Below are 16,407 nucleotides of genomic sequence, written 5' to 3' on the forward strand. Positions count from 1 at the left end.
CAGGGGCGGCCTCCCACGAAAGGGGACTTTGGCCAAGCCATGTGGGAGTGAGCCCCTGCTCGCGAATGCCCGAAGAGGCACTGCACCCATTCGGCCGCATGGGCAGCCTCCCACGACCAGATGCACCGATCACAAGCCCTAAAATCAGGCTGTGACCACTCAACAGACCCCGGCCCCCGCGCGCCGCCCCATTCGCGAACTCCCCGATGAACTGATCAGCCAAATCGCCGCAGGCGAGGTGGTCGAGCGGCCTGCATCGGTCGTGCGCGAATTGGTGGACAACGCCATGGACGCGGGCGCGCGCAGCATCACGCTGCGCCTGATGGGCGGCGGCACCCGGCTGATTTCGGTGGAAGACGACGGCGGCGGCATCGCGCCCGACGAGCTGGCCACCGCCTTGAAGCGCCACGCCACCAGCAAGATCGGCAACCTCGATGAACTCGAATCGGTCATGACCATGGGCTTTCGGGGCGAGGCGCTGGCGGCCATCAACTCGGTGTCCGAGCTCACCCTGCTCTCGCGCATGGATGGCCAGCCCACCGCCTTTGCCCTGGACGGCCGCACAGGCGAGATCCGCCCCGCCGCCCGCGCTGTGGGCACCACGGTGGAGGTCAAAGAGTTGTTTTTCTCGACACCCGCTCGCCGCAAGTTTTTGAAAAGCGACAGCACCGAGCTGGCGCACTGCATCGAAGCCGTGCGCCGCCACGCCCTGGCCCGCCCCGACGTGGGCTTTGCCATCTGGCACGAGGGCAAGCTGGTCGAGCAGTGGCGCGTGCACCCCGGCGCGGCAGGCCTGGAACAACGCCTGGCCGATGTGCTGGGCGAAGAATTCGTGGCGCAGTCCATCCCAGTCCAGTACCACGCTGGGCCGCTCAAGGTGATCGGCCGCGCGGGTCTGCCCGACGCCGCTCGCTCGCGCCCCGACCACCAGTTCGCCTATGTCAATGGCCGTTTTGTGCGCGACAAGGTGGTCATGCACGGGGCGCGCAGCGCTTACGAAGACGTGCTGCACGGGAACAAGCAACCCGCCTACGCCCTGTTCATGCAGATCGACCCCACGCTGGTCGATGTGAATGTGCACCCGACCAAGATCGAGGTGCGATTTCGGGACAGCCGGGCTGTGCACCAGGCGGTGCGCCACGCGCTGGAAAACGCGCTGGCCGCGCCGCGCTCGCAAAACCTCAACGATGAAGCGGCCAGCAGCGCCAGCGACTTTGACCTGAAAGCGTCAGTCGCCAAAGCCCTGCCCGAATCGGCCAGCTGGCAACAAGGCGGCATGGCATTTGAGCGTCCCGCAACGTCGAACTTCAGCGCCCCGGCCTACAAGCCCGCTGATTTTTTGCGTCCCCGCGTCAATGGCGAGCAGGCCATGGCCGACCTGAAGGCGCTTTGGCAGCCCTCGCAGCCCTCACCCCACGCCGCAGAGGCAGCAGGCATGTGGGAGGCTGCTCCAGCGGCCGAAGGCCATTCGCGAGCAGGGGCGGCCTCCCAAACTGAAACAGGCTCAGCTGCTGCGGCACAAGGGGATTCGCTTGCGGGGGCAAGCTCCTACAGAACGCCAGAGACACCTTCAGCACCCCTGCCCGAAGGCGACTGGCCGTTAGGCCGTGCCGTGGCGCAGTTGCACGGCGTCTACATCCTGGCCGAAAACAAGCAAGGCCTGGTGGTGGTGGACATGCACGCCGCGCACGAGCGCATCGTCTACGAGCGCCTGAAAAAGCAGCTCAACGCCGCCGATGGCGAAGGCCCGCGCATCGCCAGCCAACCCCTGCTGATCCCCGCCACCTTTGCCGCCACACCGACCGAAGTGGCCACGGCCGAAGCCTGCGCCGAGGCGCTGGAGCAACTCGGCCTGGAAATTTCGCCCCTGTCGGCCAAAACCCTGGCCGTGCGCGCCGTTCCCACGAGTCTTGCGCAAGGCGACGCGGTCGAGCTGGCCCGCAGCGTGCTGGCCGAGCTGTCCCAGCACGACGCCAGCACGGTGGTGCAACGCGCCCAAAACGAGATTTTGGCGACCATGGCCTGCCACGGCGCAGTCCGCGCCAACCGCCGCCTGACGCTGGACGAGATGAACGCCTTGCTGCGCCAGATGGAAGAGACCGAGCGCTCCGACCAATGCAACCACGGCCGTCCCACATGGCGTCAGATGACGATGCGGGATCTGGATGCGCTGTTTTTGCGGGGTCGGTGATGGTTGTTTCAGCACCTCAGTTCGAATCCGAGTCAGGGGCGCCTTTCCATCGGTCGCGCTTGTGGTCTGAACCCGGGTCAGCCGCACTCGCCGCGCGGTCTCGCTCATACTCGCTTCGCTCGCCAAATCGCGAGCTCCGCGCGGCGAGCGCAGCCGACCCTGTGCCTGTGCCCCCAAAAACAGGGGCTGGTTTGAACAACCACAAAGCGAGTGTCGGGGCCGGTGCGCGGACTGCCCGATTTGGCGAGCGCAGCGAGTATGAGGGCAGCCGCGCACCGGCCCCGACGCTCGCGTTCCAAGAAGAAAGAAAAATCAGCTCACCTTCGCCAACGCTGACGAAGACTCAAGACCCAACACTGGCATGCCGCAAAAACTGATCGTCCTCATCCTCGCCCTGCTGCTCGGCCTGCAACCCGTCACCACCGACTTGTATCTGCCCGCCCTGCCCGCCATCACCCAAGGCTTTGGCTCGGGCATGGGGCAGGCCCAACTCACCCTCACGGCGCTGCTGCTCGCTTTCGGCCTGTCGCAACTAGTCTGGGGACCGTTGTCCGACCGCTTTGGTCGCCGCCCCATCCTGCTGTGGGGCATGGGCGCTTACACGCTGGCCTCGGTCGCTTGTGCGCTGGCGCCCGACATGGCCTGGCTGATCGCCGGGCGCACGGTGCAAGGCATCGCCATGGGTGCGGGCGTCATGGCCGCGCGGGCTGTGGTGCGGGATTTGTTCCAGCCGCTGCAGGGTGCCACGGTCATGTCACAAGGCCTCACCGGGCTGGGCATCATCGCCTGCGCCTGTGCACCGCTGGGCGGCATGCTGACCGACGCCCTGGGTTGGCGTTACGCCCTGCTGGCCCTGGCCGTGTTCGGGGCGGCCACACTGGCCCTGCTGGCCTGGCGATTTGAAGAAACACTGGCCCAACCCGACCCGCACGCCCTGAGCGCCGGGCCGCTCTTTCGGGCCAACCTGGACATCCTGCGCAACCCGGTGTTCCTCACCTGGTGCGCCCTGTCGGCCAGCTCTTACCTGGGGCTTTTCACCTTTTTGGCCAGTTCATCGTTTGTCTTCGTCACCTTCATGGGCTACAGCAAAACGGCCTACGGCTTTCTGATGCTGAGCATGTCGCTGTCCTACATCGTGGGCACTTTCTGGTGCCGCTGGATGTTGCGACGCACCAGCGTGCATCGCACCGTGGGCATCGCCGCCATCCTGACGATCACGGGTGGGGTGGGCATGGCCGCTTTGGCCTATGCGGGCCAAGGCCAGGACTGGTATGGGGCGTGGGCCGTCATGGTGCCCATGTACATCTTCATGTTGGGCCACGGCGTGCACCAGCCTTGCGGCCAGAGCGGCGCGGTGGCACCCTTCCCGCACCGGGCTGGGACAGCCTCGGCCCTGAACGGCTTTTTGATGATGCTGGGGGCTTTCTTCATGGGGGGCTGGCTGGGCACCCACATGGACCGCCCGGTGTTTGCGCTGGCCCACGGTCTGTTGCTGTGCGCCGTTTTCATCACCTTCGTGGCCTGGACCGGTGTGCAGCGCCATGGTCGCCCGGTGGTTACATCGGCCAAGCCCGCATGAAGCAACGCCCCGTTGACGCCATCGCCCTGGTGGGGCCCACGGCCAGCGGCAAAACCGCTGCCGCGCTGGCCTTGGCGCACAGCCTGCAGCCCCACGGCGGCGCAGAAATCATCAGCGTTGACTCGGCCCTGGTCTACCGGGGCATGGACATTGGCACCGCCAAACCCAGCCGCGAAGAGCTGGCCGCCGTGCCGCACCACCTGATCGACACCCTGGACCCGCTGCAAAGCTACAGCGCCGCCGAATTCGCCAAAGATGCGACCACCCTCATCCGGGACATCCGCGCACGCGGCAAAACCCCGCTGCTGGTGGGCGGCACCATGCTCTACCTGAAGGCCCTGCTCGAAGGGCTGAACGACATGCCCCCGGCCGACCCCGAGGTGCGGGCAGACATCCACGCCCGCGCCGCGCGGCTGGGCTGGCCCGCCCTGCATGCCGAACTGGCGCAGGTGGACCCGCAAACTGCCGCCCGCCTGGCCCCCGGCGACAGCCAACGCATTGGCCGAGCGCTCGAAGTCTGGACCGCCACCGGACAAAGCCTGTCGTCCTTTCACCAAAGCGCCAAAGCCACTGCGCCCGACTGGCACATCCCCGTCATCAGCCTGGAGCCGCTGGACCGGGCTTGGCTGCACCAGCGCATTGCCCAGCGCTTTGATCTCATGATGGCGACCGGCTTCATGGACGAGGTTAAGGCCTTGCGCCAACGCGGCGACCTGAACCCGGACCTGCCGTCCATGCGCTGCGTGGGTTACCGCCAAGCCTGGCAAGGGCTTCAGGAGGGCTGGCCTGAAAGCGAGATCCGTGAGCGCGGCATTTTTGCCACCCGGCAGTTGGCCAAACGCCAGATCACCTGGCTGCGCAGCATGCCTTCGCGCTGCGTGGTGCAAGCCGACGGCCCACACCCCGTCGCCTCGGCCGTCACGGCACAGGCCCAGACCTGGATGTCCGCATGAGCCTGCTTGCCCCACACCCTGCAAAGCACAGGCGCCTGAGCCTGCATTTTTGGGGGCTGATGCTGTGGTGCTTCAGCCCGCTGGCTATATCAGCGCCCGACCTGACGGCCATGCCCATGGCGCAGCAAGTGCTGCAGATCAGCAACTCGGGGGCCGCCCCTGTCAGCCTGGTGTGCCCACGCAAAGGCCCGCCCAGCACACGCCCCAGCGCCCCTGTGGCCGAACCCACCGAAATCCCCGACGACGACGAGGTCGCCCAAGCGCTGCAAGAGGCGAGTGCCGAGCGCACCGCGCCGACCGCTCTGGCTGGCCCACGGCTGCAAGGCGATCCGCGCGGCTGGCGCATCGCGGTGTGGGGCGACAGCCACATGGCCGCGGCTTTTTTCAGCGACCAGATGGTGCGCCAACTGGTCCCGGCTGACGCAACCGTCACCAGCCGCTTTGTCCATGCCGGCGTCGGCCACGGTGGCGTGCGGGCGCTCGTGCGCAAAACCTGTTTGTCTGGCGACTGGGGCCGCGAAATGGCTTACGCCCACGCCGACGCTGCGGCCGCCCCAGGGCCGGGCATGACGAGCCTGGTGGCCAAACGCCCCGGCGCCACACTGGCGCTGGACCTGCGCGACGCCCAAGGGCTTGCCCGCCACAACCGCCTGCAGATCCTGCACCACGGCGATGGCCCAGGCCTCACCCGGCTGGCCATCAGCGTGGACGGCGAAACCGAGACACTGGTGCCACTCGAGCCAGCCGCAGGCCCAAGCGCCTTAACGCTGGAGACCCGGGTGCCGCTGTCCACCTTGCAGATCCGCGTGGTCGAGGGGGGCTTCCGCTTTCAGGGCCTCAAGCTGCCCGAAACACCAGCGCCCGCCGCATCGGCCCTGCACCTGGATTTGTTCGCCTACCCGGGGGCCACCATGGCGGGCTGGGTGCGCAGCGATTTGGGCTATTTGGCGTCCTGGTTCACCGACCAAGCCTACGACCTGGCCTTGATCGCCTTTGGCACCAACGAGGGCAACGACCCGCGCTTCAACGAAGACGCTTACCGGGACACGCTCTCACGGACGCTGAGTAATTTCCGCAGGGTCTTTCCACAAACCCAGTGCGTGCTGATCGGACCGGGCGACCGGGGCATTCGGGTGACCAAGTCCAGAGCCACCAAGCGGCCCAAGGCAGCAGCCAACGCCAAAAACCAGACTTCCAAAAAACAGGTGCCCAAAGGCAAAGCTGCCCCCAAAGCACCGCCTCAGACGGCCAAAGCCGCCCCTGCCGCCCAGTTGCTCAAATACGCCCGCATCCACGAGCGCATCGGGCAAATCCAGGCCGAATTGGCGGCCCAGCACGGCTGCCAGGCCTGGAGCATGCAAAACGCCATGGGCGGCGTGGGCAGCGCCTACACCTGGGCACGCAAGAGCCCGGCGCTCATGGCGCCTGACCTGATCCACTTCACGCCGGCTGGTTACCGTGAACTGGCCAACACCTTCATGGCCGACTTCGGCCTGGCCAAACCATGAGCGCCTTGGCGCGTTTGCCGGGACTTGACGGCCTGCGCGGCGTGGCCGTGCTGGCCGTGATCGGCTACCACCTGAACCTGGGCCACTTTTTACCTGCGGGTTTTCTGGGGGTGGACATCTTTTTCACCGTCTCGGGTTTCATCATCACGGCGCTGCTGCTGCAAGAACACGCCCAGACCGGGCGCATCGATTTCCCGGCGTTTTACCTGCGCCGGGCACGGCGGCTGTTCCCGGCGGCCTTGGTCATGCTGCTCTTGCTGGTGCCGCTCACGCCGCTGTTTCAGCCCGCCGCCCTGCCGCGTTTGCGCGAAGACTTGCCCGCTGCCTTTTTGTACCTGTCCAACTGGTGGCAGATCGTCGCGCAGCAGTCGTATTTCGAGGCGATCGAGCAACCCCGGCTGCTGCAGCACCTGTGGTCTTTGGCGGTGGAAGAGCAGTATTACCTGCTGTGGCCCCTGGCGGCGTTGTGGCTGTTGAACCGGACCGGCCGCACGGGCCTGGGCGTGGCGGCGGGCTTGATCGCCGTGGCCAGCACAGTCTGGATGGCCTGGCTGTACACCACGCAACTGGAGGGCGGCGACCCCAGCCGCGTGTACCTGGGCACCGACACCCATTTGATGGGCTTGCTGGCCGGATCGGCCCTGGCCGCCTGGTGGAACCCCTGGAAAATCCGCATGGCTTCTCAGGCCAGCGACGAAATCCTGAACCTGGCGGGCACCGCCGCGCTGGCGGCCCTGATCTGGGGCATGGCCGAAACCCACGAAGGCATGCCCGGGCTGTACCAAGGCGGCTTTTTGCTGGCGGCCTTGCTCACCTGCGTGGTGATCGGCGCGGCCACCCGCGAAGGCACTTGGGTGGCCTGGATGCTCTCGACCCGCCCGATGCTGTGGCTCGGTGCCCGGTCGTATTCGCTGTACCTGTGGCATTGGCCGGTGGTGGTCTGGCTGCGGCCTTCCACCCAAGCCGATGCGCTGGAGCTGACCTGGGTCAACGCCGCCCGCCTGTTGATCACTCTGCTGTGCGCCGAAGCCTCTTACCGCTGGGTGGAAACCCGCTGGACACACAACGCCCGGGCCAAGCCCTGGCGGCGCAGCACCACGGTGGCCGCTGCGGCCCTGGTGGGGGTCAACGCCGCTGTGCTGGCCTTCGTGCCCGGCTCGTTGCCTCCCAGCCAGGACACGCCAAAAGCCATCAACAAGCCTGCAGACCCCAGCCCCACCAAAGGGCCGACCGCTACCCCGACCCTGAACACAGCACCTCAGCACGCCCCGAGGACAGACCCTGTTCCTCCCGCAGAAGCCCCTGCACAGCCGCTGACGCCCCCCGACACCCGTGGCACCCATTACCAAAAAGTCACCCTGGTTGGCGACTCGGTTTTGCTGGGGGCCAGCCCCTATCTGCAGCGCCGCCTGCCATCGGCCTCGGTGGACGCCAAAGTGGGCCGACAAGGCAGCGATGGCCTGAAGCTGGTGCAAAGCCTGCGCGAGACCGCCCAGCTGGGTGACGCAGCGGTCATCCATTTGGGCACCAATGGCTATTTGGCAGAAAAACAGTTCCGGGCGCTGCTGGCGCAACTGAGCGACCGCAAAACGGTGGTGGTTCTGAATGTGTACGGTGCCAGACGCTGGACCGGGCCCAACAACGAGCTGATCGGGCGGGTCAGCCAGAGCTTTGACAATGTGCGTCTGGTGGACTGGCATGCGATCGGCCAGGCCAACCCGGACTATTTCGTGCAAGACGGCATCCACCTGTCGGGCAGCGGCATTCATGCCTATTACAACCAGATCCGCATGGCCTTGGGCCAACCCGAGGTCACGGTCAACGGACCGACATTGCGGCAAGTCAAACGACCGCCACTGCCCAAAGGCGGCGGTATGCCGGTGAGCGCCCCCCCGGCTTCATCTTCGGCAGCAACTTCGGCGACATCTTCGGCGGCTCCTTCGCCCGCCACCCTGCCCCTTGCAGCACCGGTGCCGCCCTCCACTCCTGCGCCCACCGAAACTGGCAAAGCAGCCCCCGAGACGACGGCCCCAACCTCATCGGGTGGCTGAACCCTCGCCCCTGTGTCAGGGCAGGACTTTGGGCGTACCGAGTTCGGCGTAAGGCGACTGCCGCCACTGCCGCGAGCTGGCCAGAGGCAAGGCCGCAGCACCCGGCAACATGTTCAAGGCACTCAGCCCCGCATCCTGGGCCAGTGGTCCGCCGCCGCGCAAACCCAGAACCTGCGCAGTGGTGGGCAAAGGCATACTGGCCAGTACAGGCACGCTGTCCTGCAGGCGCTGAGTGGTCTGAATGACCGAAGCCAGCACTTTGGCGTAATTAGGTGCGGTGGCGTAACCGGCTTGCTGCAAGGCGCTGGCAAAGGCCTGTGGGTCGCCCAGGTTGCGCATGGCATTCGCATAACGCGGGCTCTGGCTGATCAGGCGGGCATAGTCGTTGAACGACTCCTGGTAACTGCCGTAAGCGCGAAACTGCCCCCGCACTTTTTGCGCAGCGCCGTTGATGAATTCGGTGGTCCAGATCTCGGCCACAGGCCCCTTCCAGTTGGCACCCGCGCGGATACCAAACAGGTTGTGCGAGGTGCGGCCATCGTCAAAGCGGATTTCGTGCTGGCCCCAACCGGTTTCGAGCGCAGCCTGCGCCACCATGAACGTGGCCGGAATGCCGCTGGTCGCCTGGGCTTGGCGGGCGGCTTGGGCATGCTGGGCCAGAAAAGCCCTGGCGCCTGCCGAAGCCGGACCGTCCGAAGGGCCTGCCACACGGCTGGCGGGGGCTGTGGGTCTGGGTGCGGCACCCGCCCAAGGGGTGTCCGGCAAGCCCGGTGAGTTGGGCTGCAAAGCCTCGGCCATGGCCAAGCTGGTGGCCGACGACAGGTCAATGCGTTGGTCCGGGTAAATCAGGTTGGCATTGGGGATGCCGTTGTCAGCCGCCACCTTGAGCGCCACGCGGTACAGCTGATCGCCCGACAGCTGGAGCGATGCCTGGGTTTCCTGCAAGCGTTTTTGAATCAAGCCACTCAGGGTGTCCCCCGGGCGCACCGTGACGACCTCGCCCGGCTGGGTGAGGCTGGACAAGGTCTGAGAAAATGTCCCCCCCTGTGTGCCCGAACGCGCAGACGCACCCGCCAGGCGGTCCGATGATTCGGACGCCGAGGGGGTGAAGGGCGTGACAGCAAGCAAGGTCATGGCATCATGGGCGACCGGCACAGAAGGTGCGCGGACACCGGAAAATTGACGGATATTCCACAGTCTGTGGGTAAAAAAGCAATTTTCGAGCCTGAAATCAAGCCCAGTCCCACCGAGAAGATCAATACCTAAGTGGTACAAACACGCCTCACACGTTTGAACGGACGCATTTTTTGACACTGGTCTTTGCCCGATTCGCCGCCGCACTCCTGGCGGCCTGCTGCCCGCTCGGCGCCCTCGCTGCGCCGGACATGGCACTGCTGCGCGTGAGCGGGCCAAGCCAGCCGACCGAGTTCAACTGCCCGGCCAGCAAGTCACGGGCATTGGCCAACGCGCCGCGCTCCGGCCCAGTGGCAGAAGATCCGCCAGCCAGCTTGGTGGCTGCGTACACAGCGCCCGACCACAACCACACACCCGGGCTCAAAATCGGCCTGTGGGGTGACAGCCACACGGCATCGGGCACCTTCACCGACAACCTGCTGGAGGCCTTGCGCCTGCCACGCGCCCAAACCCACCCCAGCTTCATCGCCCCGACTTTTGGGCTCAAGGGCATCCGACACCCCCTGCGCCGCGCCTGTCTGAGTGACGACTGGCAGTTGAGTCTGGCCTTTCGATCGACCCATGAAAGCCCCCAGGCGTATGCCAAATCCCTGGCCCACCTGGGCACCGACAACCCGGGCGCTTACCTCTGGCTGGACTTTCGCTACCCCGATGTCCAAACCCGCCTGACATGGGCCGACATCCACTTTTCCAAAGACCAGGCCGAGCGCACGCTGGTCCTGGGCATCCGCGTCGATGACGGTGCCGAAGCCATCGTCAACCTGGGGCCCGGCAGCCCCCAGCGCCTGCGGGTGCAAGGCGAGCAAGCCTTTGCCACACTGCGCTTGCGGGTCATCGCCGGGCAGCTGCGCGTCGACGGCATCGCCCCGGTGTACGAAGGCAAAACACAGGTCGTGCTGGATGTGTTCAGCATCCCCGGCGCCACCGCCAAGGGCTGGCGTGTGGTGGACACGGCCCAGCTGCGCCAGCAAGACCCGCTGGCCGTCGGCTACGACGTGGTCATGCTGCAATCGGGCACCAACGAATCGCTGGACCCGGACTTCAAGGTCGCGCTTTACGAAGCCCAGCTGAGTGCCAGCCTCACCCGCCTGAAAACCGCCTACCCCCGGGCCCGCTGCATCCTGATCGGTCCGCCAGACGCCAAAAGATCGTCCAACACCGTGCGCCTGATCAACGACAGCCAATACCGCCTGGCCAGCGCCAAGGGCTGCGCCCACTGGCACTGGCAAAAAGCCATGGGCGGCCCCGGTGCCGCACAGCGCTGGCTGGCCAATGGCTGGATGCAAGCCGACCTGCTGCACCTGACGCCCGAGGGCTATGCCCAAAGCGCACGCAGCATGGCGAGTGTGGTGCCGATCAAGCAGCGGTGAGTCAGCAACTGGGCGGACGGCCAGATTGATGTAGGCAAATGTAGGGATTAACGCAAGACGTGACAGACAGTCGAACCAAATTCATCATATTTGCACTTTTTGCCGGTTTGCCAGCTCTTACTTACCCCACCACAGTCAGGCCCAATCGCTCGCAAAAACTGACGCTGCAACCATGGATTGCGCGTCTGTTGTCGAGTCTGGGTTTGTGGCTTCTTCTGGCCGCATCGTCTGTGGCGCAAATGCACGACCACATCATCGCTAGGGCGTATTGGCAAGACGACAGCGCCCAAGCCAGTTTTGAAACAGCACGCGGCCAGTCTTACACCCCTTACCAGAAAATCCTCAGCCGCGGGTACACCGACTCGGTGCACTGGATACGCCTGACCCTTGCTGCGAGCCCCCAGCCCCTGGGCTTGCGCATCAACCCGGCATGGCTGGACAGCATCACGCTGTTCGATCCGGCCAATGACCATGCGACGATCACCGTAGGGGACCGTCATCCCACCCAGAACAATGCCCTGCCGGGTCTCGGGTATTCGTTTGAATTGCCCGCAAGCCCTTCACCACGGCAAGTCTGGCTACGGCTACAAACCACGAGCAGCCACTTGCTGGACGCAGAGGCAATCCCGATTGTTCAAGTCCCACAAGCAAGCACGGTTCAAATCACTTTGTCGGCGCTCTACACCTCCGTTCTGGTGCTGATTCTTTTTGTGCTGATCTCCATCTGGTGGGTACAACGCGACAAAGTCCTTGGCACCTATTTGATACGACATGCGTTTTACACCTACTATGGCGCGGCCTATTTAGGCCTGCCCACACTGCTGTTTTCCGCTTGGTTGCCGCCCACTTTTTTTGATTTCGCTTTCTCTCTGAGCGCCACGCTCATGCTGCCGATCGCCATCCGCTTCGACATCATCTTCCTTTCAGGGTATCGACCCCAGAAGCAGCTGATGCTGCTTCTGAAGGCCTTTGGTCTCATCAGCCTGTTCGTGCCATTGGCACTGCTTGCAGGTCATGCTCGGCTGGCACTCCAGACCAATGTCTTGCTGCTGATAGCGGCCACCAGCGTCATGGCACTGACGGCACTCTCCTGTCGCCCCGATCAGCCCACTGAACAAATACTGTCCAAAAAGGTCATGGTCACTTACTACACTCTGATTTTCAGCAGCCTGCTGATCGGACTTTTCAACGTCATAGGCTGGGTACAGGTACAAGGCTGGACCTTGTATGCCCTCATCCTGCATGGCCTGGTGTCAGGCCTCATGATGGCGGGCATCCTGCTGGTGCGAGCGCAACGCATGGCTAACCTGAGCCAGCAAATGCGTTGGCAACTGAAAAAAGCGCAACAGGACATGGCACAAGAACAGCGACAACGCCAGGAGCAATCTCAGTTCCTGCACATGCTGATGCACGAACTCAAGACCCCGCTGACCGTTGTGTCGCTGGCCCTGGGCACCAGAAAAAATCGCGAGGAAAACCTCGAACACGCAGGACGCGCCATTCAGGACATGAAAGCCATCATCGACCGCTGCGTCCAGGCCGATCAGCTCGGTCAATTGGCACTGCAACAAAGCCTACAAGCAGTGAACGTCTTCGCACTGATCCAGCAGCTGGCCGAAAAGTTGCCGACGCTGGAAAAGCGGCTTCGCATCCAGATGCCGGGCCGTTTGCCCGAGTTGCAAACCGACCAGCAATTGCTGCAGATCATTTTGAACAACCTGCTTGACAACGCGGCCCGCTACAGCGACTCGCTGACCCATGTGACGGTGAGTCTGCTAGCACAAGAGCGGCAAAACCAAAGCGGTCTGGCCATTTGCGTTCGCAACACCCCGGGTGTGGCGGGCTGGCCCGACGAACACATGCTTTTTGATAAATATTACCGCGCTGTGGGTGCACAACGGGAATCAGGCTCTGGCCTGGGGCTGTTTCTGTCACGGCAATTGGCTCAAAGCCTGGGGGGCACGCTCAACTACACCCCCAGTGCTCAACTCGTGGAATTTACCCTGTGGATACCGCTGTCCCCCATCTGAATATCGTCCTGGTCGAAGACCACGACATCCTTCGCACAATGCTGAAGCAAACCCTTGAGGAGTCGGGGCACCAAGTGGTAGCGCTGTCCTGCGCCGAAGAACTTGAAGACGAAGCCGGCGGCCACGCCGTTGACATTTTCCTGATCGACCTGAACCTACCCGGCGAAGATGGCTTCAGCCTGACCGAACGGGTGCGGGCAGCTTATCCATTGGCCGGCTTGATCATCGTTACCGCGCGCTCCAGACTCGAAGACAAACTGGAAGGCTACGCCCGCGGGGCCGACCTGTACCTGAGCAAACCCTTGGAGGTGCCCGAGCTGTGTGCTGCCGTGGCCGCCTTTGGCCGACGCCGCCAACGTGTCGACGACCTGCTGACCCAGCAGCACACTTTCACACTGTCTCAGCAGCAAATGACGCTGACCAAGACCGGGCAAACTCCCGTCCATCTGAGCGCGGCAGAGGCGGCGATGTTGGTGGCCTTTTCTCGTGCGCCGGGCCAGCGAGTCGCTTACTGGCAAATCGCCGAAACCTTGGGGCTGGATCTGCAAAATTACCCCAAATCCAGCCTGGAAGTGCGTATTGTCCGTCTGCGCAAAAAACTGGTCGAAGCAGGCGCCGAACCCGGCTGCCTCGAGGCAGTGCGAGGACACGGTTACCAACTGTGCATACCGATTCAGGTAATTTGAACGCCTGGCCCTCTTCAATGTGATCGACTGCCGGAGATTTTGTAGGTTTTGGTAGGGATGATAAATAAGGTTTGCCTATCGTTCACAAATCTCCAAATTTGTGAACAGGCAAACCTTCCATGCGCCCATACCCCAGCCCCCTTTTGCCCCTGGTGCTTCTCTTGGGGCTCAACACCAGCAGCTGGTCCCAAACCGTTCCCGATGCAGGCAGCATTCGCCAGCAAATCGAAACCTCACGCCCTTTGCCCTTGCCTCAGGCAGCGGCGCAACCCCAAGCAACGCCCCCAGCCGAAATCAAGCCCCCGGCGGGCATGACGGTGCGCGTACAATCTTTCCGTTTTGCTGGTAACGCTTTGTTAAGCGCCGACCAGCTGTCCGCTGCCACAGCCTCTTTCACAGGACGCGAACTCGGCTTTGAAGGTCTGCAACGCGCAGCAGATGCCGTGGCTGCCGCCTACCGCGAAGCCGGGTGGATCGTGCGCGTGTATTTACCCGAGCAAGATGTCAGCACGGGCAACATCACACTGCAAGTCGTCGAAGCCCGCTTTGCTGGCGTGCGTTTTGAAGGTGCGCCCTCCAAAACGGTGAGGGCCTCCGAGATCGAAGCCTGGTTCAAGGGCCGTCAGGCCACGGGCCAGCCCCTGAACGCCAACACCCTGGACCGCGCCCTGCTGCTGGCCGACGACCTGCCCGGCGTGAGCGTGGCCGGCACGCTGGCCCCTGGCGCACAAGACGGCGAAACCGCCCTGGCGCTGCAAACCACCGACGAGCCCTTCATCTACGGCGACTTCGGTCTGGACAACACCGGAGCGCGCGCCACCGGCAGCAACCGGGTCACTGCCAACATGAACATCAACAGCCCAGGCGGGCGCGGCGAACTGGTCAGCCTGAACCTGCTGCACACCCAGGGCAGCGACTACGGCCGCGTGGCCCTGACCGTGCCCGATGGTTACAACGGCCTGCGTTTGGGCTTCAGTGCCTCGTCCATGCGCTACAAGGTGATTGGTGGCTCTGAAAGCATCACGAGCTTGAACATCCAAGGCAACTCCAGCAGCATGGGCCTGGACTGGAGCTACCCCTTGGTGCGTGCGCGCCTGCACAACCTGTACTTTTCGGGCGGGCTGGAGAACAAGGGCTTTGAGAGCGACAACCGCAACAGCAACGCGGCCGACCCCAAGAGCTACGCCGACTATGAAACCAACAGCCTGCGCCTGGGCCTGTCGGGCAACCGCTTTGATGACCTGGGCGGCGGCGGTGCCAACAGCGCCTCGGTGCAACTGCTGTGGGGCCGCCTGACCAGCATGCAAGCGCACAGCCAGATCGACACCATCGGGCGCAGCTACAAGAAACTCAACTACACCGCCAGCCGACAGCAAACCATCTCACCGGCGCACTCATTGCTGCTGAGCCTGCAAGGGCAGCACGCCACGCAGGTGCTGGACTCGTCTGAGCGCTTCTACATCGGGGGCGCAGGCACGGTGCGGGCCTACCCGGTCAGTGAACTCGGTGGCGAGCGCGGACAGCTGCTGAGCGCTGAGTGGCGCTGGCGCGTGCACGCCGCCTGGGTGCTGTCGGCCTTTGTCGACCATGGCCGTGTGGTCTCGCTGCCGGCAACCCCCAACGATCAACTCAGCAGTCTGAGCCTGCGCGGACACGGCCTGAGCGCCAGCTGGCAAGGCCCGATGGGCATCAGCACCAAGCTCACTTGGTCACGTCGCAATGGTGTCAACCCCAAGCCCACCCAGACGGGCACCGACGGCGACGGCACCCTCAAGAAAAACCGCTGGTGGATCACCGCGAGTGTGCCGTTCTGATGAAAAACCACTTCTCGACCTTACAGGTGGATCCTCGGGTCAAGCCCGAGGATGACAAAGGAATTTGTCATGCCAGGCCAAAAGTTGACTGTCATGCCCGCCCCCACCGCTGTCATGCCCGACTTGATCGGGCATCCATGCCTGCCCACAGCGCCTGCCAATCCATGCTTGCCTTTGCTCTGGCCCTGCTCACGCTGACACCCAGCGCATGGGCACAACCCACCCCGACATCTGAACAACGCATCCACCCCATGAGCACCGCAGCCCAAACCACCGCCTTTTTCTACCAAAAACCTGTCGTGCTTGACCGTGAGCAACACAAAGGCCTGCGACTCAAAACCGCCGACGCCCGATTTGCCGCCAAAAACCAGGCCGTGCCGCTGTTGATGGCCGAGTTCCCCGAGGCCTGCCTGGAATACCCCATCGTCTTCTTCCAAGGCCAAGACGGCCAATGGCTGGCACTGGCACTGACGGGCCTGCAAGCTGGGGCCAACGCTTTTGTCGACGCCAAGGGCCAATGGAATGCCCGCTACGTGCCCGCCAGCGTGCGCCGCTACCCCTTTATCCTGGCCGAAGGCGCCAACCAGCAACTCAGTCTGGCCGCCGACCTCGCTGCCCCTCAGCTGAGCAGTGAGGGCGATGCCTTGTTTGACAGCAAGGGCGAGCCCACCGATCTGGCCAAAAACATCATGCAGCTGCTGGCCGACTTCCAGGGTCAAGCCAAGCGGACCGAAGACTTCGTGAAAAAACTCCAGGAGGCTGGGCTCCTGGTACAGCAGAACTTGCAGGTCCGCCTGGGCGATGGCCGCAACGCGGTTGTGGACGGCGTGTGGATCGTTGACGAAGCCAAGCTGCGCCAACTGACCGACGACAAGGTGCTGGCCTGGTTCAAGGGAGGCGAACTCGCCGCCATCCACGCCCAAATGCTGTCATTGCGCAACCTGCTGCCACTGCTCGAACGCAGCCAGAGTGCACCTGCCGATCAACAGGACAAACCTGCCCGAAAGACCAGCAAAACCAAGGCCTCCTGA

At 64.0% G+C, this 16,407-nt stretch carries 11 protein-coding genes; 10 read left to right on the plus strand and 1 reads right to left on the minus strand.

Annotated elements, in window-relative coordinates:
- The first annotated feature begins 151 nt into the window (after positions 1-151).
- The 5 genes from mutL to ACZ5RT_RS12050 all read left to right on the plus strand — a co-directional run bounded on the left by mutL (position 152) and on the right by ACZ5RT_RS12050 (position 8,282).
- Complete coding sequence (gene mutL / locus ACZ5RT_RS12030; RefSeq protein ID WP_464452611.1) at positions 152-2,191, plus strand: DNA mismatch repair endonuclease MutL; 2,040 nt, start codon at positions 152-154, stop codon at positions 2,189-2,191.
- Positions 2,192-2,552: 361 nt separating this feature from the next.
- Positions 2,553-3,770: a multidrug effflux MFS transporter gene (locus ACZ5RT_RS12035; RefSeq protein ID WP_416558808.1), complete on the plus strand. Its 1,218-nt coding sequence runs from the start codon at positions 2,553-2,555 to the stop codon at positions 3,768-3,770.
- On the plus strand, positions 3,767-4,723 hold the full coding sequence (gene miaA / locus ACZ5RT_RS12040) for a tRNA (adenosine(37)-N6)-dimethylallyltransferase MiaA (RefSeq protein WP_464452612.1): 957 nt from the start codon (positions 3,767-3,769) through the stop codon (positions 4,721-4,723). The genes ACZ5RT_RS12035 and miaA overlap by 4 nt, the downstream gene beginning before the upstream one ends.
- Positions 4,720-6,231, plus strand: coding sequence for an SGNH/GDSL hydrolase family protein (locus ACZ5RT_RS12045; protein ID WP_464452613.1), 1,512 nt, complete (start codon positions 4,720-4,722; stop codon positions 6,229-6,231). The genes miaA and ACZ5RT_RS12045 overlap by 4 nt, the downstream gene beginning before the upstream one ends.
- Positions 6,228-8,282 (plus strand): acyltransferase family protein, encoded by a 2,055-nt coding sequence (locus ACZ5RT_RS12050; protein WP_464452614.1) that lies wholly within the window; start codon positions 6,228-6,230, stop codon positions 8,280-8,282. Before ACZ5RT_RS12045 ends, ACZ5RT_RS12050 begins: the two co-directional genes overlap by 4 nt.
- A gap of 15 nt (positions 8,283-8,297) precedes the next feature.
- On the opposite strand, the gene flgJ is transcribed toward ACZ5RT_RS12050, so the two are convergent.
- Positions 8,298-9,416, minus strand: coding sequence for a flagellar assembly peptidoglycan hydrolase FlgJ (gene flgJ, locus ACZ5RT_RS12055; protein ID WP_464452615.1), 1,119 nt, complete (start codon positions 9,414-9,416; stop codon positions 8,298-8,300).
- A gap of 173 nt (positions 9,417-9,589) precedes the next feature.
- Here flgJ and ACZ5RT_RS12060 point away from each other — a divergent pair, with 173 nt between their 5' ends.
- The 5 genes from ACZ5RT_RS12060 (at position 9,590) to ACZ5RT_RS12080 (ending at position 16,407) form a co-directional block, all read left to right on the plus strand.
- Positions 9,590-10,846: a GDSL-type esterase/lipase family protein gene (locus ACZ5RT_RS12060; protein ID WP_464452616.1), complete on the plus strand. Its 1,257-nt coding sequence runs from the start codon at positions 9,590-9,592 to the stop codon at positions 10,844-10,846.
- A 239-nt stretch (positions 10,847-11,085) separates the two neighbouring features.
- Positions 11,086-12,876 (plus strand): sensor histidine kinase, encoded by a 1,791-nt coding sequence (locus ACZ5RT_RS12065; RefSeq protein WP_464452617.1) that lies wholly within the window; start codon positions 11,086-11,088, stop codon positions 12,874-12,876.
- Positions 12,852-13,562 carry a response regulator transcription factor gene (locus tag ACZ5RT_RS12070; RefSeq protein WP_464452618.1) on the plus strand — a complete coding sequence of 237 codons (711 nt, stop codon included), beginning with the start codon at positions 12,852-12,854 and terminating at the stop codon, positions 13,560-13,562. Before ACZ5RT_RS12065 ends, ACZ5RT_RS12070 begins: the two co-directional genes overlap by 25 nt.
- 119 nt (positions 13,563-13,681) lie before the next feature.
- On the plus strand, positions 13,682-15,376 hold the full coding sequence (locus ACZ5RT_RS12075; protein ID WP_464452619.1) for a ShlB/FhaC/HecB family hemolysin secretion/activation protein: 1,695 nt from the start codon (positions 13,682-13,684) through the stop codon (positions 15,374-15,376).
- 164 nt (positions 15,377-15,540) lie between these two features.
- Positions 15,541-16,407, plus strand: a complete 867-nt coding sequence (locus ACZ5RT_RS12080) for a SapC family protein (RefSeq protein WP_464452620.1) — start codon at positions 15,541-15,543, stop codon at positions 16,405-16,407.

The sequence above is a fragment of the Limnohabitans sp. TEGF003 genome, from assembly GCF_055395455.1.